Origin of the sequence: Rhodococcus sp. NPDC056960, from assembly GCF_042674125.1 — a bacterium.
GTDB lineage: Bacteria > Actinomycetota > Actinomycetes > Mycobacteriales > Mycobacteriaceae > Rhodococcus_F.
In genome coordinates this window covers 70,645-95,454 of sequence record NZ_JBHURF010000008.1, presented here as the reverse complement: position 1 = coordinate 95,454, position 24,810 = coordinate 70,645, and the positions used below count along the sequence as shown (strand labels likewise).

The 24,810-nt window shown below is 68.5% G+C and carries 26 protein-coding genes; 22 read left to right on the top strand and 4 right to left on the bottom strand.

Annotated elements, in window-relative coordinates:
• Nucleotides 1-43: 43 nt before the first annotated feature.
• Both ACFTWF_RS14485 and ACFTWF_RS14480 read right to left on the bottom strand, forming a co-directional pair.
• Nucleotides 44-265: a ferredoxin gene (locus tag ACFTWF_RS14485; RefSeq protein WP_378461901.1), complete on the bottom strand. Its 222-nt coding sequence runs from the start codon at nt 263-265 to the stop codon at nt 44-46.
• A complete protein-coding gene (locus ACFTWF_RS14480; RefSeq protein ID WP_378461900.1) occupies nt 262-1,470 on the bottom strand; it encodes a cytochrome P450 in 1,209 nt (402 codons plus the stop codon). Before ACFTWF_RS14480 ends, ACFTWF_RS14485 begins: the two co-directional genes overlap by 4 nt.
• 205 nt (nt 1,471-1,675) lie before the next feature.
• Here ACFTWF_RS14480 and ACFTWF_RS14475 point away from each other — a divergent pair, with 205 nt between their 5' ends.
• The 7 genes from ACFTWF_RS14475 (at nt 1,676) to ACFTWF_RS14445 (ending at nt 9,452) form a co-directional block, all read left to right on the top strand.
• Nucleotides 1,676-3,271, top strand: a complete 1,596-nt coding sequence (locus ACFTWF_RS14475; protein ID WP_378461899.1) for an FAD-dependent oxidoreductase — start codon at nt 1,676-1,678, stop codon at nt 3,269-3,271.
• A complete protein-coding gene (locus ACFTWF_RS14470) occupies nt 3,268-4,104 on the top strand; it encodes an alpha/beta fold hydrolase (RefSeq protein ID WP_378461898.1) in 837 nt (278 codons plus the stop codon). Before ACFTWF_RS14475 ends, ACFTWF_RS14470 begins: the two co-directional genes overlap by 4 nt.
• Nucleotides 4,101-4,514: a hypothetical protein gene (locus ACFTWF_RS14465; protein ID WP_378461897.1), complete on the top strand. Its 414-nt coding sequence runs from the start codon at nt 4,101-4,103 to the stop codon at nt 4,512-4,514. Before ACFTWF_RS14470 ends, ACFTWF_RS14465 begins: the two co-directional genes overlap by 4 nt.
• A 3-nt stretch (nt 4,515-4,517) precedes the next feature.
• Nucleotides 4,518-5,729: an epoxide hydrolase family protein gene (locus ACFTWF_RS14460; RefSeq protein ID WP_378461896.1), complete on the top strand. Its 1,212-nt coding sequence runs from the start codon at nt 4,518-4,520 to the stop codon at nt 5,727-5,729.
• Complete coding sequence (locus ACFTWF_RS14455; protein WP_378461895.1) at nt 5,723-5,989, top strand: hypothetical protein; 267 nt, start codon at nt 5,723-5,725, stop codon at nt 5,987-5,989. The genes ACFTWF_RS14460 and ACFTWF_RS14455 overlap by 7 nt, the downstream gene beginning before the upstream one ends.
• Nucleotides 5,990-6,087: 98 nt before the next feature.
• On the top strand, nt 6,088-7,332 hold the full coding sequence (locus tag ACFTWF_RS14450; protein WP_378461894.1) for a glycosyltransferase: 1,245 nt from the start codon (nt 6,088-6,090) through the stop codon (nt 7,330-7,332).
• Nucleotides 7,329-9,452: an ArnT family glycosyltransferase gene (locus ACFTWF_RS14445; protein WP_378461893.1), complete on the top strand. Its 2,124-nt coding sequence runs from the start codon at nt 7,329-7,331 to the stop codon at nt 9,450-9,452. Before ACFTWF_RS14450 ends, ACFTWF_RS14445 begins: the two co-directional genes overlap by 4 nt.
• 56 nt (nt 9,453-9,508) lie before the next feature.
• Here ACFTWF_RS14445 and ACFTWF_RS14440 read toward each other — a convergent pair whose 3' ends face one another.
• Nucleotides 9,509-9,907 carry a hypothetical protein gene (locus ACFTWF_RS14440; RefSeq protein WP_378461892.1) on the bottom strand — a complete coding sequence of 133 codons (399 nt, stop codon included), beginning with the start codon at nt 9,905-9,907 and terminating at the stop codon, nt 9,509-9,511.
• Nucleotides 9,891-10,277, bottom strand: coding sequence for a hypothetical protein (locus ACFTWF_RS14435; RefSeq protein WP_378461891.1), 387 nt, complete (start codon nt 10,275-10,277; stop codon nt 9,891-9,893). The genes ACFTWF_RS14440 and ACFTWF_RS14435 overlap by 17 nt, the downstream gene beginning before the upstream one ends.
• A 101-nt stretch (nt 10,278-10,378) precedes the next feature.
• Here ACFTWF_RS14435 and ACFTWF_RS14430 point away from each other — a divergent pair, with 101 nt between their 5' ends.
• The 15 genes from ACFTWF_RS14430 (at nt 10,379) to ACFTWF_RS14360 (ending at nt 24,759) form a co-directional block, all read left to right on the top strand.
• Nucleotides 10,379-11,518, top strand: coding sequence for an acyl-CoA dehydrogenase family protein (locus ACFTWF_RS14430; RefSeq protein WP_378461890.1), 1,140 nt, complete (start codon nt 10,379-10,381; stop codon nt 11,516-11,518).
• Between the two features lie 109 nt (nt 11,519-11,627).
• Nucleotides 11,628-12,416, top strand: coding sequence for an enoyl-CoA hydratase/isomerase family protein (locus tag ACFTWF_RS14425; RefSeq protein ID WP_015888600.1), 789 nt, complete (start codon nt 11,628-11,630; stop codon nt 12,414-12,416).
• 37 nt (nt 12,417-12,453) lie between these two features.
• Complete coding sequence (locus ACFTWF_RS14420) at nt 12,454-12,831, top strand: Zn-ribbon domain-containing OB-fold protein (RefSeq protein WP_378461889.1); 378 nt, start codon at nt 12,454-12,456, stop codon at nt 12,829-12,831.
• Nucleotides 12,831-13,979, top strand: coding sequence for a thiolase family protein (locus ACFTWF_RS14415; RefSeq protein ID WP_378461888.1), 1,149 nt, complete (start codon nt 12,831-12,833; stop codon nt 13,977-13,979). Before ACFTWF_RS14420 ends, ACFTWF_RS14415 begins: the two co-directional genes overlap by 1 nt.
• A 9-nt stretch (nt 13,980-13,988) precedes the next feature.
• Nucleotides 13,989-15,194 (top strand): acyl-CoA dehydrogenase family protein, encoded by a 1,206-nt coding sequence (locus ACFTWF_RS14410; protein WP_378461887.1) that lies wholly within the window; start codon nt 13,989-13,991, stop codon nt 15,192-15,194.
• Nucleotides 15,191-16,153, top strand: coding sequence for a phosphotransferase family protein (locus ACFTWF_RS14405; RefSeq protein ID WP_378461886.1), 963 nt, complete (start codon nt 15,191-15,193; stop codon nt 16,151-16,153). Before ACFTWF_RS14410 ends, ACFTWF_RS14405 begins: the two co-directional genes overlap by 4 nt.
• A gap of 16 nt (nt 16,154-16,169) precedes the next feature.
• The gene (locus ACFTWF_RS14400; RefSeq protein WP_378461885.1) at nt 16,170-17,372 is read left to right on the top strand and encodes an acyl-CoA dehydrogenase family protein; all 1,203 of its coding nucleotides are present in this window, start codon (nt 16,170-16,172) and stop codon (nt 17,370-17,372) included.
• Nucleotides 17,369-18,130, top strand: a complete 762-nt coding sequence (locus ACFTWF_RS14395) for an SDR family NAD(P)-dependent oxidoreductase (protein WP_378461884.1) — start codon at nt 17,369-17,371, stop codon at nt 18,128-18,130. The genes ACFTWF_RS14400 and ACFTWF_RS14395 overlap by 4 nt, the downstream gene beginning before the upstream one ends.
• A 34-nt stretch (nt 18,131-18,164) precedes the next feature.
• Nucleotides 18,165-18,926 (top strand): SDR family NAD(P)-dependent oxidoreductase, encoded by a 762-nt coding sequence (locus tag ACFTWF_RS14390; RefSeq protein WP_378461883.1) that lies wholly within the window; start codon nt 18,165-18,167, stop codon nt 18,924-18,926.
• An 11-nt stretch (nt 18,927-18,937) separates the two neighbouring features.
• On the top strand, nt 18,938-19,981 hold the full coding sequence (locus tag ACFTWF_RS14385; protein WP_378461882.1) for an NAD(P)-dependent alcohol dehydrogenase: 1,044 nt from the start codon (nt 18,938-18,940) through the stop codon (nt 19,979-19,981).
• 73 nt (nt 19,982-20,054) lie between these two features.
• Nucleotides 20,055-21,557, top strand: a complete 1,503-nt coding sequence (locus ACFTWF_RS14380) for a class I adenylate-forming enzyme family protein (RefSeq protein WP_378461881.1) — start codon at nt 20,055-20,057, stop codon at nt 21,555-21,557.
• An 87-nt stretch (nt 21,558-21,644) separates the two neighbouring features.
• Nucleotides 21,645-22,253 (top strand): TetR/AcrR family transcriptional regulator, encoded by a 609-nt coding sequence (locus ACFTWF_RS14375; RefSeq protein ID WP_378462098.1) that lies wholly within the window; start codon nt 21,645-21,647, stop codon nt 22,251-22,253.
• Between the two features lie 74 nt (nt 22,254-22,327).
• Nucleotides 22,328-22,663 carry an EthD family reductase gene (locus tag ACFTWF_RS14370; RefSeq protein ID WP_378462097.1) on the top strand — a complete coding sequence of 112 codons (336 nt, stop codon included), beginning with the start codon at nt 22,328-22,330 and terminating at the stop codon, nt 22,661-22,663.
• Complete coding sequence (locus ACFTWF_RS14365; RefSeq protein ID WP_378461880.1) at nt 22,660-23,676, top strand: MBL fold metallo-hydrolase; 1,017 nt, start codon at nt 22,660-22,662, stop codon at nt 23,674-23,676. The genes ACFTWF_RS14370 and ACFTWF_RS14365 overlap by 4 nt, the downstream gene beginning before the upstream one ends.
• 57 nt (nt 23,677-23,733) lie before the next feature.
• Entirely contained in the window at nt 23,734-24,759 is a 1,026-nt protein-coding gene (locus ACFTWF_RS14360) for an NADP-dependent oxidoreductase (RefSeq protein WP_378461879.1), read from the top strand.
• The last annotated feature ends 51 nt before the right edge of the window (nt 24,760-24,810 follow it).

Below are 24,810 nucleotides of genomic sequence, written 5' to 3'. Positions count from 1 at the left end.
GCCGACCGGTCACGTCGGACATCGCGGCTCCCGGAGGGAGTGATCAGGGCTGGTCGGTGACGCTGATGGCCAGGCGCGGACAACCCTCGACCGCGCGCTCGACGAGCGCGCGGTGGTCCTCGGAGACCTCGCCGTCGGGACCGAGTGCCTCGGCGAGTACCCGGGCCTGGTCGTTCTCGTCGAGATCGAAGGCCAGTGGGGCGAGCGCCTCGCAAACCGCGTTCCCCTCACACAGCTCGCGGTCGATGCTGATCCACATGCTCATGCCCCCTGCGGCAGTTCGGCGGGCACGGACAGGTAGAAGTAACCCTGACCCATGTGGTGAGAGAGCACCGAGTTCTCCAGGTCGATCCGGTAGCCGGGCAAGAGGTCGAAGACGGCCTCCACCTCGACCCGCAGGATGAGCCTCGCCAGGTGCAGGCCGAGGCAGCGGTGCACGCCCCAGCCGAACGCGACGCTCTTCGCGCGGTTTCGGCCGAGGTCGACTTCCTCCGGGTCGGAGAAAGCGGCCGGGTCGTGGTTGGCCGCCATGTTCACGAAGAGGGTCCAGTCGCCCTCGCGCATCTGGACGCCGCCGAATTCGGTGTCTTCGGTGACCTTGCGTGCGTGTGCGGTGGCGGGAGAGTAGATCCGGATGATCTCCTCGATCGCGTTCGGGATCAGGTCGCGGTCCTGCTGCAGTCGGACCTTGTCTTCGGGGTGGCGCTCCAGGTGGGTCATCAGCGCGGTGAAGGCGCCGCTGGTCGTGTGGAAGCCGGCGAGCAGGAGCAGAACGACGCAGTCACACAGTTCCACGTCGGTGAGCGGCTGGCCGTCGGCGATCGGCTGGGTGGCGAGCACCGTCATGAGGTCGTCGCGCGGAGTGGCGCGGCGGTCCTCGGCCTCGGCGAGGATCTGCTCCCGGATCCAGTGGTTGCCTGCGGCGTTCTGCTCGATGACCTCGGGATCTGTGCTGGCCTGATTGCGCAGCGCCTGGGTCATCACGTCGAGGAGCTCCAGCCGTCGTTCGGAGTTCCAGCCGAGGATGCCCAGCGTGACGGCGCCGGGTGAGACGTTGGCAAGGTCCGCGACGAAATCCCAGCTTCCGCGCTCGGCCAGGCCCGACACGATGCCGCGCACCATCTCCTCGATCTGCGGGGTTCGGGCGGTGATGTTCGCCTTGCTGTACCAGTCGTTGAGCACCTTGCGGTACACGCTGTGCACGGGCGGGTCCATCGCGACCGGGATGTGGCGGGTGCCGAAGGGGTTGGCGGGGATCGCCGGCCCGGAGGACGAGGAGAACGTTGCGTAGTCGGCGAGTCCGTCGATGACGTGCTCGTGATCCGTGACCACCCAGAAGCCGCCGTGCGCGGTCGACCAGGCGATCGGCGCCTCGTTGCGCAACTCCTCGAGCACTTCGAACGGGCGCTCGGCGAAGTCGGGCGAGTGGTGGTCGAAGTCGGTCAGGACGACGTCGGTGGGGGCGGGCATAGGTCTCCTCGGGCATTCCGGGTGAAGCCACTACAAGATTTCAACATAACTGTGACATCAGTGAAAAATCTTGTCAACGGCCGGAATACGGAAAAATACTCGCCATCGAAGTTATGTTGCGTTATCGTGTAACAATTATGTCAGATGGCGCTTGCCGAAGTGGCGTCGCGAGTGCCACCCACCCGAGTACGGAGAGCTCAAGCACATGACGTTCGTGATCTCGCAGGGATGCTGCAACGACGGGTCGTGCATCGCCGTCTGCCCCGTCCAGTGCATCCGCCCCCGTCCCGGCGACCCCGACTTCACCACCACCGAGCAGCTGTACATCGATCCGGGCACCTGCATCGACTGCGGCGCCTGCATGGACGAGTGCCCGGTCGAGGCGGTGCATTCCGACTGGGACCTGCCGGAAGAGTTGTCCGAGTACACGGCGATCAACGCCGAGTACTTCATGACCAACCCCCTCGTCGGGGTCGGCGCGCCGACCTTCACCCGCCGAGTGCTGCCACAGGACAAGGCGGCGTTGAGCGTCGCCATCGTCGGCACCGGGCCCGCGGCGTGCTACGCGGCCGCCACGCTCAGCGACATCGACGGCGTCTCGGTCACGATGGTCGAGCGGCTGCCCACGCCATTCGGGCTGGTGCGCGCCGGTGTCGCACCCGACCATGCCAAGACGAAGAAGATCGTCGACCGGTTCGCCGGTGTGCTGTCCCGGCCCAACGTGACCTGTTACTTCAACGTCGAGGTCGGCAAGGACATCGCGGTCGAGGAGTTGCTCGAGTACCACCACGCCGTGCTCTGGGCCGGCGGTGCGAGGGACGACCGCAAGCTCGGCATTCCCGGCGAGGACCTTCCCGGGGTGCACGCTGCCCGGACGTTCGTCGCCTGGTACAACGGCCACCCCGACCATGCGACCGAGAGCTTCGACCTCAGCGGCGAGCGGGTCGTGGTGATCGGCAACGGCAACGTCGCCCTCGACGTCGCGCGGACGCTGCTGCGTCCGGCCGACGACTTCCACGCTACCGAGATGGCCCAGCATGCCATCGGCGCGCTCGCCGGAAGCAGCGTCACCGAGGTGGTCGTCGCCGCCCGGCGCGGCGCCGAGCACGGAGCGTTCTCACAGGGTGAGCTGCTGGCGCTGGAGAAGCTCGAAGGGATCGCCGTCGTCGCCGAGCGCGACGAGGTGGCGGACCATGGCAGTGGGCGCAAGCACGAGGTGCTGCTGCGCGCCGTGGACCGTGGTGGCTCCGAGGGGCCGACGATCCGGTTCCGGTTCGGTCTCGAGCCGATCTCGGTCGAGGGCGAGGGCGGGGTCGAGGCGATCACCTTCCGCCGTCCCGACGGGACGACCGAGCGGGTCGAGACCTCGCTGGTGCTGCGCGCCATCGGCTACCGCGGCACCGCTGTCGCCGGCCTGCCGTTCGACGAGACCACCGCGACCCTGCCGAACGATGCCGGCCGCGTCGTCGACCCCGACCGCGACGAGGCGGTACCGGGCCTCTACTGCTCCGGCTGGATCAAGCGCGGCCCGCGCGGGATCATCGGCAGCAACAAGCAGGACGCCGAGGAAACCGTCGACAGCATCCTCCACGATCTCGCCGCCGGCAGGCTGTCGGATCCGTGGCGCACACAAGACGAGCTGGAGAAGTTGCTCGCGGACCGGGTCGAGGATCTGCTCGACAAAGCGGCCTGGGGACGCATCGATCTGGAAGAGAAGCGCCTCGGACGAGAGAGCACGCGGCCGCGGCAGAAGCTGGTGACCATCCCCGAGCTGCTCGCGGCGTCCCGGGCGCAGGCATGAGCGCTGGGCCGGTAGCGGCCGCGGAGGTGGTCGAGGTCCGCGGCGCCACCATCGCCTACAGACGTCTCGGGTCGCCGGAGGCCGACACGGTGCTCCTCGTCCACGGCGGGGCCGCGCACTCCGGCTGGTGGACCGAGGTTGCTCCCGTGCTTGCCCGCGAGCACCACGTCGTGGTGGCCGACCTCAGCGGGCACGGCGACAGCGGGCACCGGCCGGCCTACCGTGCCGAGCTCTGGGCCGAGGAGATGGCCGCCGTGTTGCGCGCCGCGCAGGCAGGCACCAGCGACGGAGGTCGCCCCTCGGCGGTGGTCGGCCACAGCATGGGAGGTCTGGTCGCTGCCGCGACGGCCGCCCGGTTCCCCGAGCTCGTCGGCCGCCTGGTCCTGGTCGACACGCGGTTGCCCCTGCGGGAGCTCCCGCCGCCGACCACGCCGGCACGGGTCTTCGTGTCCGCGCAGGAGGCGCTCGACCGGTTCCGGCTGCTGCCCGACCGGACGAACGCCGACCCGCAGCTGCTGCAGGAGATCGCCCGCTCCGGGCTCGTCGAGACGGGCAGGGGGTGGCGGTGGAAGTTCGACCCGGCTGCGCGTCGCCGGCTGAGCAACGACGGCGTACGTGCGGATCTGTCGGCGGTGCTCTGCCCGGTCGGCTACCTGTACGGCGCGCAGACCGACATGGGTGGCCCGGACTCGGTGTCCTGCCTGGAGAAGTGGCTGGGGCACGCGGTACCGGTCGAGGTGGTGCCCGACGCGTTCCACCATGTCCCGCTCGACCAGCCGACCCGTTGTGCGGAGGCGATAGAGCGGATGCTCACCGGTCTGGTCGACCGATGAGCGGGTGGCGGGCAGTCGCGGATCTGATCTCGCGTTGGCTGATGCCGCCGTATCTGCCGCTGATCGCCGGCGAGCGCTACATCTGCGACCTGAGCGGGGTCGGAAAGCATCTTGCGGATCTGCGGTTCCTGCGGCTCGACGAGTGGGTGGAGGCGTGCGGCGAGGGCGTCATGCACCAGGGTGACTCGGCTGTATTCATCGGTGCGCGGGGCGATCTCGTCGAGGTCTCCCGCGCGAACGTGTTGTGGCGGCACGACGAGCATCCGCGGATCGTGGCGGCCACGTGCAGTCTCGCGTTGCCGCTGGTCCCGTCCCGCCGTCGGCCGACGCCGGTCTGGCGTGTCGGCTCGACGCGTATCGACGTCCCCGGCATGGTCGAGCTGGGTCGCTTGCTCAACGGAGGGCGGTGAGCGATGGGCGGCCGCGCGAACGACGGCGAGATCATGCCGTTCGAGGTCCACGTCGAGGACAGCGTGCTCGACGACCTTCGGCAGCGTCTGGCACTGACCCGATGGCCCGACCAGATCCCGGGCTCGGGATGGGAGCGCGGAGCCGACAGCGGCTACCTGCGCGCCCTGGTCGACTACTGGCGCAACGATTTCGACTGGCGCGCGGCCGAGCGCGCGCAAAACATCTGGCCCCAGTTCCTCACCACGCTCGACGGTGCACGCGTCCACTTCTTCCACGTGCGCTCGCCGCATCCCGAGGCGATGCCGCTGATGCTGACGCACGGGTGGCCGAGCACGCCGCTGGAGTTCCTCGAGGTGATGGGTCCGCTGACGGATCCGACGTCCTACGGCGGACGAGCCGAGGACGCCTGCCACGTGGTCGCGCCGTCGCTGCCTGGGTTCGGCTGGAGCCTGCCGACGACGGAGAGCGGCTGGCATCCGGGCCGCATCGCGCGCGCCTGGCTCGAGCTCATGGCGCGTCTGGGATACGAGCGGTTCGCGGCCCACGGGACCGACTGGGGATCGGTGGTCTCCACCGAGATGGCCCGGGAGGCGCCCGAGCGACTCGTCGGCCTCCACCTCACCCTCCTCGAGAGTCGACTGCGCCCCCGCAACGGCGTGCTCACACCGGAGGAGGAGCACCAGCAGCAGGCGAACGAGGCACTGCGCGCGACCGAACTCGGCTACGTGATGCTTCAGTCGACCAAGCCCCAGACGCTCTCGTACGCGCTCGCGGACTCGCCCGTCGGTCAGGCGGCGTGGATCGTGGAGAAGCTGCGCACCTGGACCGACTGCGCCGGGGACCTGGAATCGGTCCTGACCAGGGACGAGATCCTCACCAGCGTCACGACGTTCTGGGCGACGGGGACCGGCGGCTCGTCGGGACGGCTCTACCACGAGGCTCGTCTGGCCGCACTCGGCTCGACCCCGCGGCAGGGCCGGATCGAGGTGCCGACCGCAGTCGCCCTGTTCCCTCGGGAGCTGTATCCGACGTCCCGCCGAATCGCCGCGGAAAACTACAACATCGTGCGCTGGACGCCGATGGCACGAGGCGGCCATTTCGGCGCGTGGGAGCAGCCGGAGCTTCTGGTCGCCGACCTGCGTGCCTTCCTCGCCGGGCTCCAGGCGCGCTGGGAAGTGTTCACAAGTGAGATACCCGAGGAGAAGTCATGGTGAGGCGATACCCGCGACGACCCGACAGGAAGCCGACGGAGTCGCAGATGATGGTCGACTACGCCTGGATGTGGCAGCCGTGGGGCGGCGCGCCCGACGACGACATCCTCGTCCGCTTCGGCCTGCCCGAGCAGGCGTTCTACCAGCGGCTGGCCAACATCCTCACCCGTGGTCGTGCTCATCTCACGCCGCATCGAGCGAGGTCGCTCGGCGAACTGTGCGAACAGAAGCTTGCGGCTTCGCCCCCCGTGAGTACTTGTTAACCGCGGGACGTTAATAAGTACTCACGGGCGCGAAGCGCACAGGAAACTCCCAGCCTCCGTCCAGAGTGATCGGAGCGTACGGGCCGAATCTTGGACGCATGACGACGAACTCCCTCTCCCGCGCACCGGGCGCCATGAGACGAATCGAGATTTCCGAGACCTCGCCCGTGCTCGACGTTGTCGTGCCGGTCTACAACGAGGAAGCCGGTCTCGAACGTTGCGTGCGCCAGCTGCGGCGGCACCTCGACGAGAACGTTCCCTACACCGCCCGCATCACCATCGCCGACAATGCCAGCGTCGACGCCACCCTCGCGGTGGCGGACCGGCTCGCAGAGGAGATCGACGGCGTCCGCGTCGTGCACCTCGACGAAAAGGGCCGTGGCCGCGCCCTGCGCGCGGTGTGGAGTGCCTCCGACGCCGAGGTGGTCGCGTACATGGACGTCGACCTGTCGACGGACCTCAACGCCCTGATGCCGCTGATCGCCCCGCTGCTGTCGGGCCATTCGGACATCGCGATCGGCTCCCGCCTCGCCCGCTCGTCGCGGGTGGTCCGCGGTCCGAAGCGTGAATTCATCTCCCGTAGCTACAACCTCATCCTCCGCAGCGCACTGCATGCGCGGTTCTCGGACGCGCAGTGCGGGTTCAAGGCGATGCGCGCGGACGTCGCCCGGCGGCTCCTGCCGCTGGTCGAGGACACCGGGTGGTTCTTCGACACCGAGTTGCTGGTGCTGGCGGAGCGGGCGGGACTCCGGATCCACGAGGTCCCCGTCGACTGGGTGGACGACCCGGACAGCCGCGTCGACATCGTCGCGACCGCGGTCGCGGACCTCAAGGGGGTGTGGCGGGTGGGCCGCGCGCTGTCGACCGGTTCGCTGCCGATCGGCAGCCTGCGCGACAGTTTCGGTCGCGAGCCGCTGGTGCCCGGGGTTCCCCGCGGCATGGTGGGGCAGCTGGCCCGGTTCGCGGTGATCGGCGTGGCGTCCACCGTGGCGTTCGCGCTGCTGTACCTGATGCTGCATCCGGTCATGGGCGCACAGTGGGCCAACGCCGTCTCACTGCTCGTCACGGCTGTGCTCAACACGGCCGCGAACCGCGCCTTCACGTTCGGTGTCCGCGGATCCGAAGGCGCCGCCCGGCACCAGCTGCAGGGTCTGCTCGTGTTCGCGTTCGGGCTGTTGCTCACCAGCGGTTCGCTGTTCGTCCTGCACTCGGCGGCCCCGGACGCGTCCAAGCACATCGAACTCTCCGTGCTCGTCCTGGCCAATCTCGTCGCCACCCTCAGTCGTTTCATAGCCCTTCGCTGGGTGTTCCGGAACGCTCGTCCCGAAGGAGTTCACGCATGAGCACGACCCTCGAAGAACCGAAGGTCGAATCGTCCCCACCTCCTCCCGCGCGGAGGCGGTGGGAGCCGTGGGCGCTCGGCGCGCTCCTGGCCGGGACCGCGGTGGCGTACATCTGGGGGCTCGGCGCCTCCGGCTGGGCCAACTCGTTCTACGCCGCGGCGGTCCAGGCGGGATCGGAGTCGTGGAAGGCGTTCTTCTTCGGGTCCTCCGACGCCGCCAACTCCATCACCGTCGACAAGCCGCCGATGTCGCTGTGGCTGATGTCGCTGTCGGTCCGGATCTTCGGGCTCAGTTCCTGGGCCATGCTCGTGCCACAGGCGCTGCTCGGCGTCGGGTCCGTCGCCCTGCTTTACGCCACGGTCAGGCGGTGGTTCGGCGCCCCGGCCGGTCTGCTGGCGGGACTGGTGCTCGCGCTGACGCCGATCGCCGTGCTGATGTTCCGGTTCAACAACCCCGACGCTCTCCTGGTGCTCCTGATGATCGCCTCCGTGTGGGCGATGCTGCGGGCCATGGAGGACGGACGCACCCGCTGGATGGTGCTGACCGGCGTGTTCGTCGGATTGGGCTTTCTCACCAAGCAGCTTCAGGTGATGCTCGTCGTCCCGCCGCTGGCGCTGACCTATCTCGTCGCGGGACCGCCGAAGTTCGGCAAACGCCTCGCCCAGTGCTTCGCCGCGCTCGGCGCGATGATCGTCTCCGCCGGATGGTGGTTGCTGACCGTCGAATTGTGGCCGGCGTCGTCCCGACCCTGGATCGGTGGCTCGCAGAACAACTCGATCCTCGAACTCACGCTGGGTTACAACGGTCTCGGCCGGTTGAACGGTGAGGAAACCGGCAGCGTCACTCCCGGCGGCAATCGGGGAGACGCCGCGGCGGCGATGGGTGGAGCCGGCGACGCCGCGATGGGCGGGGGTGTGGCAGCGGGCGGACCCGGCGGCGGCATGCCCGCGGGCGGACCCGGCGGCGGTGGCGGAATGTGGGGAAGCACCGGCATCACGCGCATGTTCGAGTCGGCTCAGGGCGGCCAGATCGCGTGGCTGATCCCGGCCGCACTGATCCTGCTCGTCGCCGGTCTCGCGCTGCTCGGCAGGGCGCCACGCACCGACACCCGACGTGCATCGTTCCTCGTGTGGGGGCTGTGGCTGCTCGTCACCGGCCTGACGTTCAGTTTCATGGCGGGCATCTTCCACGCGTACTACACCGTGGCACTCGCACCGGCCGTGGCCGCACTGGTGGCGATCGGTTCGGTCACACTGTGGCGCCTGCGCGACATCTTCTGGGTGCGTGCGGTTCTCGCCGTGACGCTCCTGGCCACCGCGGCAATGTCCTGGGTTCTGCTCGGCCGCAGCGCGTCGTTCGTGCCGTGGCTGAAGTGGGCGGTGGTCGTCGTCGGCGTCCTCGCCGCGGTGGCCGTGCTGATCCCGGCGTCGACCCGCGGCCGGATCGGGGCCGTCGTCGCACTGGCCGCAATGTTCACCGGACTCGCCGGACCGACGGCGTACGCCGTGAACACCATCGCGACGCCGCACACCGGCTCGATCGTGTCGGCGGGACCCACCGTCGAAGGCGGGCGCGGAGGCTTCGGCGGCATGGGTGGCCCCGGCGGCATGGACGGCGCCGGACGCATGGGCCGCACGGACGGCGCGGCAGGCGCGGCGATGCCCGCCATGCCGGGCGGTGCGGCACCGGGTGGTACGGCCGCTGCGGCGGCAGGTGCCACCGACGGCATGGGCGGGATGGGTGGCTTCGGTGGCGGCGCTGCCGGGGGACTTCTGTCCGGCAGCAACCCCGGCACGGAACTGGTGTCGCTGCTGGAGCAGGATTCCGGCAACTACACCTGGGTGGCCGCGGCCATCGGATCCAACAGTGCGTCCGGCTACCAGCTGGCCACCGAGGATCCGGTCATGCCGATCGGCGGTTTCAACGGCAGCGATCCGTCACCGACGCTCGAGCAGTTCCAGCAGTACGTGGCCGACGGCAAGATCCACTACTTCATCGCCGGCGGCCGTGGCGGCGGAATGGGTGGCGACGGCAGCGCGTCGGAGATCTCCACCTGGGTGGAGGCGAACTTCACCGCCGTCACCGTCGACGGAGTGACGCTGTACGACCTCACCGCATAGAAGCCAGCTGTGAGTACTTGTTAACCACCCGCGGTTAACAAGTACTCACAGCTGTTTCAGTGGGCGAACGAAATTTCGGGTGTGCGGCAGATGAGCAGTCTCCGCACGAGCCCCGATTCGTCGAGTTGCGCCGAGGTGTTGAACGAGGCCTCGAATGCGCCGTTCCGGGTGGTGCGTCCCAGAGCCAGCTCGACGTCGCCCACCCGCGCACCCGCCAGGACCTCGTGTACCAGCACGCTCTTCTCGCGTTGCTGCAGGTAACCGACGAGGCCGGCGCGATCGCCGACGAACTCCGCGGCATTGCCGCCTCCGGTGGAGAATTGGATCGACATCCGGAAATCGTCGGCGATCATGCCCAGGACGCGGTCGGGATCGTCGGAATCCATGATCGCGAACCAGGCGACCAGAGTGGGGGTCGGTGAGGTCTCCCGGCCCAGGTCAGTCGCGTGCGTCATGTGCCAACTCCCTTGTGAGAATGCTGAATTCGGTGTCGAAGGACACTTCGTAGGCGTCGATGGCGCCGTCGGCGTCGAGGTGCATGGCGGCGAGGAAGTAGCCGGTCGTCGTCGTCTCGTTCTCGACGACGGAACCGTACGCGAACTGGACGTCGCCGGCGCTGCTCGTGCGGAGCAGCACGTGCCGTCGATCGACCGGGGGTCGTCCCCGCAGGTAGCTGAGCATGTCGGCGCGGCTGTGGCCGCGGCGGACGGTACCGGGGAGGACGATGGCGAACTGGATCTGCTCGTCGAGCAAGGCCACCGCGTCGTCGATCCGGCCGCTGTCGAGGATCGCGTAGTACTGCTCGATCACGAGTGCATCGGTCATGAAATGAACTTAGTTCAACACCGGTGGGTCTGTCGAGAGTCCTTGCCGTCTCGGGTTCTGCGAAACTAAACTGAACTCACGTCAATTTCAAGGAGAGTTCAATGCCGTCCTCCCATTCCCGCCCTTGGCCCGAGACCGAACCCGTGGCGATGACCCCTGTCGCCGAACACGACGACATCCGCGACGTACTTCGCCGGCTGCTCGACCGGCATTCGACGATCGAGGACAGTCGCCTCGCCGCCGAATCCGAGATCGGATATTCCCCCGAGTTGTGGTCGCTACTCGTCAAGGAGATGAACGTCGCCGCGCTGGCGGTGCCCGAGGACCGCGGCGGGCTGGGATACGGCGTGGTCGAACTCGGGATCGTCCTGGAGGAGTGCGGCCGCGCGCTGGTCAGCGAACCCGTGCTCACGTCCGCGGCACTGGGAGTCCACGCCCTGCTCGCGGCCGAGCGATCGCCCCGGGTCGAGGAACTGCTCGACCGAGTGGTCCAGGGCGAACTCGTCGCCACGGTCACCGCCCTGAGTGCACAGACCGACTTCGTCGACGCCACCCGGGCCGGCGACCGATGGTCGGTGTCCGGTCGGGCAACGAATGTCGTGCAGGGCGGCGCGGCCGATGTGGTCGTGCTCCTCGCGCAGTCCGACGAGGGGCCTGGTCTCTATGCGGTCGATCTGCGGACCGCGTCGGTGCGGAGATCGGAACTGCCGGTGGTCGATCCCAGTCGGCGGCAGGCGAATCTGCTCTTCGACGACGCGGAGGCGGTCCGTCTCGTCGGACCCGGCGACGTACCGCGCGCGGTCGAGTCATTGCACAGTCTCGGAGTGATCGGGTTGGCCTGTGAACACGTCGGGATGATCGAGCGATTACTCGACAGCACAGTGGAATACACCATGCAGCGTCGCCAGTTCGGCCGGGCGATCGGATCCTTCCAGGCCGTCAAGCATCGACTTGCGAACACTCTCGTCGAGCTCGAGAAGGCCCGATCGGCGGCGCGGTATGCCGCGGCCGTGTTCTCGGAAGATACTGGCGCCGCGGCCCTTCCGGCCGCGGTGGCGGGCGCGGTCTGCACGGAGGCCGTGATTGCCACCGCCTCGGAAGCCGTGCAATTGCACGGGGGAGTCGGCTTCACCTGGGAACATGCGGCGCATTCCTACGTGCGTCGCGCGCTCGGCGACGAACCGCTGCTGGGGGATTCGCGGGCACACCGGAGCCGCATCGCGGATCTTGTCGGACTCTGACACCGGGCGGCCGAAAAACAAAACTCTTCCCCGCTATTGACGGGCACCCCTCCACCCAGTAGAACTGAAGTGAATCCAGTTCAGTTTCATTCCTCGAAAGGACACCGACATGGTGGACACCGACCACATCGTGCTCGAGAAGGACGGCGACGTCGCCCGTGTGTGGCTCAACCGCCCGCACAAGAAGAATGCGGTCACCGTCGAACTGCTGCACCGCCTCGACGAGATCATCGTGGAGGTCGACAGCGACCCCAATCTGAAGGTCCTGGTTCTGCGTGGGCGTGAGGGCACCTTCTGCTCGGGGTTCGACCTCGACGAACTGCGGGAGAAGTACGTCGGCTCCACCACCGCGATGGACGTCGCGGTGCTGTCGGCCCGGGTGTGTGACCGCCTGTACTCGATGAACACCCCGTCCGTCGCGGTCCTCGAAGGCTTCGTCACCGCAGGCGGTTTCGAGCTGATGATCTCGTGCGACTTCGCGATCGCCGCCGAGGACGCCCGGATCGGCGACTTCCACATCCGGCGTGCGCTGTTCGGTGGTGCGGGCCCGATCTACCGCCTGCCGCGCATGATCGGCGTGCGCAAGACCAAGGAGCTCATGCTCACCGGCAAGCTCCTCACCGGCAAGGAGGCCGAGGCCTTCGACCTGATCAACGCGTCGGCGCCGGCCGACGATCTGGACAAGCTCCTCGCCGAATTCATCGCACCGATCGTCGACAAGAGCCCGTTCATGATGAAGCTCACCAAGATGTGCATCGACCGCGGTCTCGACGCGGACATCCAGTCGCTCATGGTGATGGAGCACCTCGCCGTCGGCAACGCGCTGCAGTCGGAGGATGCGCGCGAAGGCGTGAACGCGTTCCTCGAAAAGCGTGAACCGAAGTGGGTCGGTCGCTGATCCGACCGCGACGACGATTCCCGAGGAGAGGATGAGGATGGGCGAGACACACACCGCGCCGGCGCTCGACGCAGGCCGATGCCCGGACTGCGGGGCGGTCGCGTTCCCGGCCACCCGCGTGTGCTCGAGGTGTGCCGGGACGTCGATGGCGCCGTTCACGGTGAGTGCACGCGGAACGGTCTGGGCGTACACCGTTCAGCGGTTCGCCCCGAAATCCCCGCCGTATGTTCCGCCGCCGGAGGGGTTCTCGCCGTTCGCCGTCGGATACGTCGAACTCCCCGAGGGAATCAGGATTGAAGCCGTGCTGGAATGCCACGACTTCACCGAGTTGGACGACGGGGCGCCGGTGACCTTGGTCGCCACGGCACCGGTGCCCCGGTTCGCCACCGACGCCTATCTGAAGGAGACCCGCTGATGTCCACCGTGTCGATCATCGGGGCCGGACTCTCGAAATTCGGACGTCAGCCCGACAAGACCGGTCGCGGGCTGGCCCTGGACGCGATCGCGTCCGCCCTGGCCGACGCCGGCATCGCGTGGACCGACGTTCAGGTCGCGTTCGGTGGCAGCGACGGGTCCGGGCTCGCCGACACCCTGGTGTCCGAACTCGGACTCACCGGGATCCCGTTCACCAACGTCAAGAACGGGTGCGCGACCGGCGGTAGCGCACTGGTGTCGGCGGTCAACGCCATCCGCGCGGGCGCCGCCGACATCGCACTCGCGGTCGGCTTCGACAAACATCCGCGCGGCGCGTTCGATCCCGCACCGGAGGATTGGGGTCTGCCCGTCGGCTACGGCGAGTCAGGTCTCATGGTCACCACCCAGTTCTTCGGCATCAAGATCGCGCGGTATATGCGCGAACACGGGATCACCGCGCCCACACTGGCCGCCGTCGCGGAGAAGGCGTACCGCAACGGCTCCCTGAACCCGAATGCCTGGCGGCGTGAACCGATGTCCGCAGAGGCGATCGCCGCCGCGGACATGGTCAACGACCCGCTGACCCGGTACATGTTCTGCTCGCCCGGCGAGGGTGGTGCGGCCGTCGTCGTGGCAAGCGAGGCCGCGGTCCGGCGACTCGGGGGACGGCCCGTGCAGCTGCAGGGCATTGCGGCAGGCACCCGCCGGTTCGGCTCCTTCGAAGTGTTCGGCCCGGCAATACAGGGCGAGGGAACCCCACCCAGCGTGAGCACGTCCGTCGCAGCCGCGGCATTCGAGCAGGCCGGACTCGGCCCGTCCGACGTGGACGTGGCGCAACTCCAGGACACCGAGAGCGGCGCCGAGATCATGCATATGGCCGAATGCGGATTCTGCGAGCACGGCGAACAGGAAAAGCTCATCGCCGCAGGCGAAACGGAGATCGGCGGACGGATCCCGATCAACACCGACGGTGGCTGCATCGCGAATGGGGAGCCGATCGGCGCGTCCGGTCTCCGGCAGATATACGAGATCGTCACGCAGTTGCGCGGGGAGGCCGGTGCCCGCCAGGTACCCGGAAACCCGCGCATCGGATTCACCCACGTCTACGGTGCCCCCGGGATCAGTGCCTGCACTGTCCTGTCAGTCTGAGGAAGAGCCATGAATCAAGCAACGATGCCCGACCTGGACCAGTTCGTGGATGATGCGCGGGCGTGGCTGAGGACGGTCGCCGAACCGCGTACCCAGATCAAATGGGGAGTGGGACCCGACTCGGTCGCCGTCTTCGAGAATTGGACCGCGGAGCAGGAGCGCGACGAGACCGACCACATCCGCGCGTACGAGCAGACGAAGTTCGACGCCGGCTGGGGTTCGATGAACTGGCCGGCCGACTATGGTGGACGCGGCCTGCCGATGTCCTATGTGCTTGCCTTCCGGCGGGAGGAGAACGCGTTCGACGTCCCCCGCCGCACCGAAATGTTCTCGGTCACTCAGCAACTGGTCGCACCCGCCATCGCGCAGTGGGGAACACCGGAGCAGCGTGAGCGGTACGTGCGGGCGATGCTCCGCACCGACATCATTGCCTGCCAGCTGTTTTCCGAAACCGAAGCCGGATCCGACCTGGCGGCTGTCCGCACGAGGGCCGTCGAACGCGACGGCCGGTGGACGATCACCGGGCACAAGGTCTGGACGTCCGGCGCGCGGGTCGCCGACGTGGGCGTCGCGGTGTGCCGCACCGACCCGGACGCATCCAAACACGCAGGCCTCACCGTCTTCCTGATCCCGATGGACGCCCCCGGGGTCACCGTCCGGCCGATCCGCCAGATGACCGGCGGCAGTTCCTTCAACGAGGTCTACCTCGACGGCGTCGAACTGTCGGACGACTACCGGCTGGGTCCGGTGGGCCAAGGGTGGCCGGTCGCGTTGACCGTGCTGGCGGCCGAGCGCCTCGACGCCGGGAATCTCGGCCTGGCCAACGCGGATCAGGCCGTCGAACTCGCCCGGCACCTGGGCCGTGAACTGTCCGAGATCGAGCGCGACAAGGTCGCAGATCTCGTGACGCGCAGCTACGTCCAGCGGGTGACCGGGATGCGGGTGGCCGCGGCCGTGGTCGCCGACAAGGACCCTGGCCCCGAGGCATCGGTGGGCAAGTTGCTCGCCACCGACACCATGGCACGAACCTCGGAAGTCGTCCGGCTGTTGCTGGGCCGCGATCTGATCGCCGACTCGGGCGAGTGGGGAACGTTCGCGTGGACCGAGCACGTGCTCGGCGCGCCCGGATACCGCATCGCCGGCGGCACCGACGAGATCCAACGCAACATCCTCGCCGAGCGTGTGCTCGGCCTGCCGAGGGAGCCCCGCCCGTGACTGCAACGATCACCCTCGACGACCGTGTGGCGCGGCGGCTGCGCGAGCAGAATCCGGGACTGGACGTCGGCCCGCTCGAGCCACTGCTCGGAGGGCATTCCGGGCTGACCTACAAGGTCCGGACCGGCGACGGCGACCTCGTCGTCAAGGCGGTGCCCGAAGGCCAGCGTCCCATCGGCCGGCACGACATGCTGCGCCAGGCAAGGATCATGGAAACGCTGGGAGCCACAGCGGTTCCCGTGCCCCGCATCGTCGCCGTCGACGAGAGCGGGCCAGCCTGGTTCGCGATGGAGTGCGTGGCCGGGGAATCGCTCGAGCCGGTGCTCGACACACCCCCGGTCGAGCCGGCGGTCGCGGCCGCGCGGATGCGCCGGGCCGCCACGGTGCTGCCGCTCTTGCACGCGGTGCCCGTCGACACCATCCCGGACGCCGGAGATCCGTTGTCGCCCGGCGCGGAGCTGGCGCGATGGCAGCGCACCCTGGACGCCGTTCCCCCCGAACTCGTGGGCGGCGGCGGCGAACTGCTGCGTCTCCTCGCCGCCGATCTCCCCGAAGCACTGCCGCCGACGCTGGTGCACGGCGACTACCGGCTCGGCAACATCCTCGCGCAGGACACCGAGCCGGCCGCACTGATCGACTGGGAGATCTGGAGCCTCGGTGATCCGCGGGTCGAGCTGGGCTGGTTCCTCGTGTTCGCCGACGGCGCGAACTTTCCCGGCGTGGGGCGTGAGGTGCCGGGCCTGCCGTCCGAGGACGAACTGATCGCCCTCTACACCGGGGACGGTCCAGAACTACGGGACATGAACTGGTTCAACGCACTCGGCCGTCTCAAGATGGCGGCCATCATGGGTCACAACCTGCGCAGGCACCGGGAGGGCCGCCACCACGACCCCGACCAGGAACGGCTGCCCGACACCATCTCCCAGCTCATCCGCGGTGGCACCGCGCTACTCGCCTGATCAGAAAGGACGACACGTGGACTTCGAATACTCCGCACGCACCGAGCGACTGCTCGAACAGCTGCGCACCTTCATGGACGAACACGTCTATCCGGCCGAGGCCGTATACGACGAGCAGATCAGCTCCAACGACAACCCGCACGAGCAGCCGAAGGTCATGCTGGACCTGCAGGCGAAGGCACGCGAACTCGGATTGTGGAACCTCTTCATGACACACGGCGAATGGGGTGCCGGGCTCACCAACCTCGAATACGCGCCCCTCGCCGAGATGGTCGGACGCTCGGTGATCGGCAACGAAGCGATCAACTGCTCGGCGCCCGACACCGGCAACATGGAGATCCTCGCCATGTACGGCACCCCGCAGCAGCAGGAACGCTGGCTCCGGCCGCTCCTCGACTGCACGATCAGGTCGGCGTTCGCGATGACGGAGCCGGAGGTCGCGAGTTCCGACGCCACCAACATCACCTCGACCATCCGCCGCGAGGGTGACGAGTACGTCCTCAACGGCCGGAAGTGGTACACCTCGGGCATTCTCGACCCCGACTGCAAACTCGTCATCTTCATGGGCAAGTCCGACCCGGACGCTCCGACGTACCGGCAGCAGAGCATGATCCTGGTGCCCGCGGACGCCCCCGGCGTCGAGGTGCTCCGCGACCTGCCCATGTTCGGCTACCGGGACCGGCTCGGCCACGGCGAGGTCCAGTTCACGGACGTGCGGGTGCCGGCCGACCACATGCTGGGCGCCGAGGGCGACGGATTCGCGATCGCGCAGGGCAGGCTCGGGCCGGGACGCATGCACTACGCGATGCGGGCGATCGGCATGGCCGAACGGGCGCTCGAGCTGATGTGCCGACGAGTCCTGCAGCGCAACGCCTTCGGTGGTCCACTCGCCGACCGCGGTGTGGTCCGCGAATGGATCGCGCGGAGCCGGATGGAGATCGACCAGATCCGGCTGCTGGTCCTGAAGGCGTCGTGGCTGATGGACACCCGCGGCAACGCCGCCGCCCGCTCGGAAGTCGCCGCGATCAAGGTGGCCGCCATGGAGATCGCTCATCGAGTGGTCGACCACGCCGTCCAGGCGCACGGCGCCGCCGGGGTGAGCGACGACACGATCCTGGCCCGGCTGTACGCGATCACCCGGGCACTGCAGATCGCCGACGGCCCGAACGAAGTCCACCTGCGCACGATCGCGCGCCTCGAACTGAAGAAGTACACATGACGACCACACGGGAGTTGACGGGCAAGGTCGCACTCGTCACCGGCGCCACCCGCGGGCTCGGTTACGCCATCGCGAGTGGGCTGGCCGCCGCCGGGGCCACCGTGATCGTGTCGAGCCGCAAGGAGGACGCGTGCGTCGCCGCGGCCGACGCGATCACCCGGGACACCGGCGGGATCGCCGAACCGCTCGCCCTGCACGTCGGTAAGTGGGACGCGATCGAAACCGCGGTCGACCACATCGTCACCCGATTCGGGAAGCTCGACGTCGTCGTGAACAACGCCGGAATCGCGCCCCTGTCACCGACACTGGAGTCGGTGTCGGAGTCGCTGTTCGACAAGACGATCGAGGTCAACCTCAAGGGACCGTTCCGGTTGATGGCGGTGGCCGGTGCCAGGATGAGCGCGGCCGGCGGCGGTTCGATCATCAACATCTCGAGCATCGGTGCGCTGCGGCCCAGCCCGCCCGAGGCGATGTATGCGGCGTCGAAGAACGGTCTCAACGCGCTGACGATGGCATTCGCGCAGGAATACGCGCCCACGGTGCGGGTCAACTGCATCATGCCGGGCGGATTCGCGACCGACATGGCGGCGGACTGGGACGACGAGTTCGTCGGGAAGATCGTCGACCGGCTCCCCGCCGGACGGCTGGGGCATCCGGATGAGATCGCGGGCCTCGTCGTGCATCTGGCCGGTGACCGCGCCGGCTACACCACGGGCGCCGTCATCCCGGTCGACGGCGGACGCACCGCCGTCTACTGACGCGCGGGCCACGAACACGAGTAGGAGCAACCACATGCACGTACCCGAGCTGTTCCAGCTGAACGGTCGCGTCGCTGTCGTCACGGGTGCGTCGTCCGGGCTGGGAATGGGATTCGCGCGGACGCTGGCCGCGGCCGGCGCCACAGTCTTCGCGGCCGCTCGCCGCGTCGATCGGCTCGCGGCGCTGGCCGAGGAAGTCGACACCGTGGTCCCCGTCGAATGCGACATCACCGTCGACGCCGACCGCCGCCGGCTGGTCGACCGCGCCCGCGAGCGGACCGGCCGCGTCGACGTCCTGGTCAACAATGCCGGTACGCCCGGACCTCCGAACGCGGAGGACGAAACCGCCGACGGGTTCTCGTCGATCCTCGATGTGAACCTGGCTGCGGGCTTCCACCTCGCCACGTACGCCACGTCGGCCGTTCCGGAGGATGCGGCGACGTCGATCATCAACATCTCCTCGGTGATCGGGTTGGTGTCCACGGCCCCCATCGGCGGCGCGAGTTACGCGGCGTCGAAGGCGGGCATCCTCGGTCTGACCCGTGAGCTGGCGGGCCAGTGGGGCAGGCGGGGCGTCCGTGTCAACGCCGTCGTGCCCGGATGGTTCGATACCGAAATGACCGACGGACTGTTCAGCAATCAGCGTTCAGCCGACTGGGTGCGCCGCAACACGATGCTCGGTCGCGGCGGCCGGGCGGGCGAAGTGGACGGTGCCGTGCTGTTCCTCGCGTCAGATGCGTCTTCGTACGTCACCGGACAGACGCTCGTCGTCGACGGCGGCTGGACGGCCAGGTAGGCGGCACAACGATGACCATCGACACGATGCGTGCCGTGCGCATGACCGCCTGGGGTGAACCCGCGCAGGTCCTGCGCGTGCGCGTCCCCGAACCACAGGGCGCCGAACTGCTGATCGAGGTCCGGGCGGCCGGACTCTGCCGATCCGACCTGCATGTGATGGACGCACCCGCGGGCGTCTTCGACTACCCGCTCCCGCTCACGCTCGGGCACGAGGTGGCCGGAACCGTCGTCGGCGCGGGCCCCGATGCCGACAGTTCGTGGATCGGCGAGTCCGTGGTGGTCCACGGCGTCTGGTCCTGCGGGGAGTGCCGCAACTGTCGGCGAGGCAGGGAGAATTACTGCCACGCCCTGCGTCCGCGGGCGGGCGGTCTGCTTCCGGCCATCGGCAGCGGTCTCGGCTACGACGGCGGTCTGGCCGACGCCATGATCGTTCCCTCGGAGCGGTTCGTGGTGCGCACCCGGGGGCTCGCTCCCGAGAGTGCCGCCCCGCTCGCCGACGCCGCCCTGACGGCGTACCACGCGATCCGCACGAACCGGGATCTCGTCGACAGTCACTCCGTCGTCGTGGTGGTCGGCGTCGGGGGACTGGGGCATCTCGCCGTCCAGATCCTGCGCGCTCTCGGCGCGGGCACGATCGTCGCGGTCGATCCGCGGGACGGCTCGCGTGACCTCGCCCGCCGACTCGGGGCGGATCGCGCGGTCCCGGAGGTGGCCGACGTGGCGAGAGCCGACGCCGACGTCGTGTTCGACTTCGTCGGCTCGCCGGCCACGGTGGACTCGGCCGCGCAGTTGCTCGGTCCGGGTGGCCGGCTGGTCACGGTGGGCAGCGGGGGAGGCCGGCTCACGGTCGGCAAGAACGTGGGACTGCCCAACGGCTGGCAGGTCAGCGCCCCGTTCTGGGGAACGCGCGCGGATCTGGAGGCGGTGGTCGACCTCGCCCAACAAGGGCTGCTGAGCGTCGAGTCGGCCGCATACCGCTTGGACGACGCGCTCGATGTCTACGACCGCTTGCGCCGCGGAGCGATCACCGGGCGCGCCGTCCTCGTGCCGTGACCGGCGAAGCCGGCGCCATCCGGCACGTGATGACTGAGAATGACAATGGTTCGGTTAACAGGAGGTCTGCGGGATGTGGGAGTTGGCTCGCGAATTCGTTGCTCGCGCACAGAGTTCGCCGGATGAGATAGCGGTCGTCGACGCCGCGGGCGAGTACACCGCCTCGGGCATCGCGGCGGCGGCGATCGAACTCGCCGCACTGCTGGACACCGGTCCCGGCGGATCGCCCACCGTGCTCGTGCAGGCGGACAACAGCTGGCGGACACTGACCGCGACACTCGCGGTGGGTCTGCGGGGCGGCGTCGTCGCAGTGTTCAGCAGGCATGCGACGCCGTCGGAGTTCGCCGTGGCCCTGCACGACATCGCACCCGACGTGGTGATCGCCGACCGGGAGTCGCTGGCGCACTGGGGTGCATCGGACGAGCATTTCTCCGAAGAGTCGACCGCGCTGGGCGGCTGGGCGGTGCGCTGGTCGCGATCACCGGTCAGCGATGTCGCACGGTGGAACGGCGGGGTCGCGATCGCGATGACGTCCGGGTCGACGGGACACCCCAAGTGCGTGGTGCAGTCGGAACCGGCGATCCGGTACGCCTGCCGGTGCACGATCGACGCGGTCGGTCTCGAACCCGGAGATCCGGTGGCCGCGTTCGTTCCGCTCTCGTCGGTGGCCGCGTTCTGCTTCGGACTGTATCTCCCGGCGATGCTGGCCGCACCGATGGTCTGCATGGACGGCTGGAAGCCCGCCGCCGCCCTCGACGTGGTGAGGAAACACCAGGTTGCGTGGACGATGCTCGTCCCGACCATGGCGCTGCAACTGGCGGTCGCGCCGGACGCGGCGGGAGCGTTGACGTCGCTGCGCGCGATGACCGTCGGCGGCGGCCCGATGGACGCCGGCGCGCTCGGTCGCGCCGAACAGACCCTCGGGACGACGTTCCTGCGGGTGTTCGGCATGTCCGAATGCCTCGGGCACACCACCCCGCTGCCCTCGGACGAGCCGTCCGTGCGCCTGGGGCGGGACGGTCGTCCCTTCCCCGGGACCGTCGTCCGCGCGGTCGACGAACACGGCGCTCCGCTGCCGCCGGGACGGATCGGCGATGCCCAGGTCAGCGGTCCCTCCCTCTTCGTCGGCTATGCCCGAGCCGGGGTCCCCGCACCGCCCGAACTCACCGCGGACGGGTTCCTGCCCACCGGCGACCTCGTCGAAGTCGCGGAGGACGGGAGCATCCGGGTCATGGGGCGGCAGAAGCAGATCATCATTCGCGGGGGCCGCAACATCGACATCAACGAGGTCGAGGCGGCCATCGCGCGCATCCCGACGGTATCCCAGGTGTGTGTGGTCCCGGTGCCGGACGAACTACTCGGTGAACGCGCCGCAGCCCTCGTCGTGAGCACCGGTGCACCGATCACCCTCGCCGAAGTGACCGCGCACCTCGGGGACGACGAGTTCCCGAAGTTCAAGTGGCCGGAGTTCGTCTTCACGATCGACGATCTGCCGCAGAATCGGGTCGGGAAGCTGTCTCGACCGGATGCGGTGAGCCTCGCAACACGCCTGCTCGCCGGCACCGACAGCCCCTGATCACGTCCCGACCCGACCTCAGTTCAGGTAGTCTTACCGGTACCGACCCGACAACAGATGGATGGGGATCCCGTGTCCGTAGAAGCCATGACGCTCCGCGATGGTCCGCGTTCCAAGCGCGGGCTCATCCTCACGGCCGCGATCGAACGCTTCGGGGAAGTGGGTTTCGAGCACACGAAGTGGGCGTCGATCGCCGACGAGGTCGGCATCGGCCAGACGGCGCTCTACCACTACTTCGAGTCCAAGGCTCACTGCCTGCTGACTATCATGCGCCTGGAGTTGGCGGAGTCGCTCGAACGCTTCACGGCCGCCATCGAGGGCGTCGACGACCCGGTGGAGGCGCTCGGTGCCGCCGTCACCAGCGCCCTGGAGGCGACACCCCGGGACGCTCTGCAGCGACGCATCCTCCACAGTCACATGGATCTGCTCGCCACCCCCCGGCACTCGGAGAAGGAAGAAGCCGAGCGGCAGACCTCACGTGCGCTGGTGAACTCGATCGAGGAGGCGTGGTCTCTCCTCATTGCCCGGGGGATGGGCGCCGGGGTATTCACCGACGCCGATCCACGGTTGATGGCACGTCTGGTTCTCGGGCTCCTCGTCAGCGTGTGGCGGTGGTACCGCCCCGGCGGCGACATGAGTCTCGACCAGCTCAACCAGTACGTTCGCGACGCCACTCTGCGTATCGTCGGCGCGTGACGCGCGGCGGTCGCGGGGTGGTTTTCGCACACCCACAGTAAGTGAACTTAATTCATGTCAGTAATGGAGTGATGATGTACAACTTGATCGTCTTGGCCGCCCGCCCCCACGACTGGAGCCACGAGCAGTTCATCGAATGGTGGCGTGGTGAACACGCCGAGGTCACCTATCCGCTCCCCGGCCTGCGGCGATGGCAGCACACCGAAGTGCTCGACGCGATGGACGACCGCTCCCGGGAGTGGGACGGCGTGTCGATCCTGAGCTTCGATTCCCGTGAGGACCTCGACGCCGCGCTCGCAAGCCCGGAATGGCAAGCCGCAGTGGACAACGTCGGTCAGATGCGCGGAAAGCGCATCCTCGTCATGGGCGAGGAGAAGACGATGGTCGCAGTGGACCGCGCGACATCATGAGAGCGGGGTGGATGGAGCCGGGCTGCTACGAGGTGGCGCCCGGTGTGCATCGGATACCCCTCCACATGCCCGGCGACGGTCTCGGGGCCGTGAACGTCTACGCCCTCGAGACCCCGGACGGTCTGGCCCTCGTCGACGGCGGGTGGCGAGTCGATACCACCTTCGAGGAGATGGAGCGCGCACTGCGCCGGATCGGGCGGAGCACCAAGCAGATTCACGACATCTACGTCACCCACGTGCACCGCGATCACTACACGTTCGCCGTCGAACTCCGCCGCCGTCACGGTGCACGCGTCCACCTCGGTGTCGACGAGGCCGACGGACTGGCGGCCGTCGGTGCGCTCGGCAGCAACGTGCCGACGGATTCGCTCCACGAACTCCGCCGCGCCGGGGCCCCCGTCCTGGCGGACGCTGTCGAGGCTCTGACCGCGGCGGAGCCGTTCCGCCCCTCGGACTGGGAGGCCCCAGACCGCTGGCTCGCCGCCGGTCCGCTCCGGATCGGGGAACACGCCGTCGACGTCGTGCACACGCCCGGCCATACCAAGGGACACATGGTGTTTCACGACACGCAGCGGGGTCTGCTCTTCAGCGGTGACCACGTCCTGCCCTCGATCACGCCGTCGATCGGCTTCGAACTCGGCGAGTGGGACCTGCCCCTGGGGCGCTACCTCGATTCGCTGTCCCGACTGCTCGACCGTCCCGATTCGCGCCTGCTGCCGGCGCACGGAGATCCGACGCCGAGCGTTCATCGCCGGGTCGAGGAGCTTCTCGCGCACCACGACCGGCGCTTCACCGCCATGCGTACCGCGCTGGTGTCGCTGGGGCCGGTGACCGCGACGGCGGTGGCGGAGGCCGTCACGTGGACCCGCCGCGAAAAGCCGTTCGCCACCCTGGACCCGTTCAACCGGATGATCGCCACCTGCGAGACCCTCGCGCACCTCGACACCCTGGTCGACCGAGGCCAGATCACCGTTCACAGCCGAGACGGCCGCGACGTCTTCTCCGCTGCCTGAGCGGCGGTCGACTGTTCCGGGCACAAGACGGCCCATTACTTCGATGGAAGGATTTCCGTGCAGAGTCGTGAGTTGAAACTGGCGCGTCATCCCCGGGGGAAGGTCCGTTCGGACGACTTCGCTCTCGAGGTGGTGACGGTTCCGGAAGAACTGGGGCCCGGCGACATTCTCGTACGCAACTCGTGGCTGTCGATCGACCCGTCAGTCCGGATGCGTCTCGGGCCCACCGGACCCGCCGGCTATCTACCGCCGTTCCGGATCGGGGACACGCTGGCCGGGTTGGCCGTCGGCGAGGTGATCCGGTCCCGGGCGAACGGTTTCGAACCGGGCGACACGGTGCTGCACATCAACGGCTTTCGCGATTTCGCCGTGATCCGGGAGGACGGTGACACCCTGGCCGGGGCCGGCGGAGTGACGAAACTGGACACGAGTGAGCATCCGCCGCAGTCGTATCTCGGAGCGCTGGGCAGTTCCGGGCTCACCGCTTATGTGGGCTTGCAGTGCATCGGTGAACTCACGGGCGGAGACGTCGTCTGGATCTCGTCTGCGGCGGGAGCCGTCGGAAGCCTTGCGGCGCAGATTGCCCGGCTCAGAGGTCATTACGTGGTCGGCAGTACGGGATCCGCCGAGAAGGTCCGGTTCCTGTCGGAGGAGCTGGGCCTCGACGCCGCGTTCGATTACCACACCCCGGATCTCGCCGACGCGCTCGCAGGCGCGGCGCCCGACGGCATCGATCTGTACTTCGACAACGTCGGCGGAACGCATCTCCAGGCCGCCCTGTACCACCTTCGGCGGGGAGGCCGGGTTGCCATGGCGGGCGCCGTCGCGTCGTATGAGACGGAGGTGACAGGCCCGAACAACCTCTTTCAGATCGTGGCAAAGAACCTCACGGTGAAGGGGTTCCGGGCCGGTGCCTACGACCATCTGCTCGGCGACATGCGGGCCGAGGTCGGGAGCTACCTCCGCGACGGCCGGCTCGTTGCCGCGGAGACGGTGTTCGACGGTCTCGAGTCGGCGCCGGACGCCATCATCGCGATGCTGGGCGGCCGCACCGTGGGGAAGACGCTGTGCCGTCTGGGATGACGACGCCGCCCGACACGGAAACAAAACATGGCCTCCGCATTGCGCGGAGGC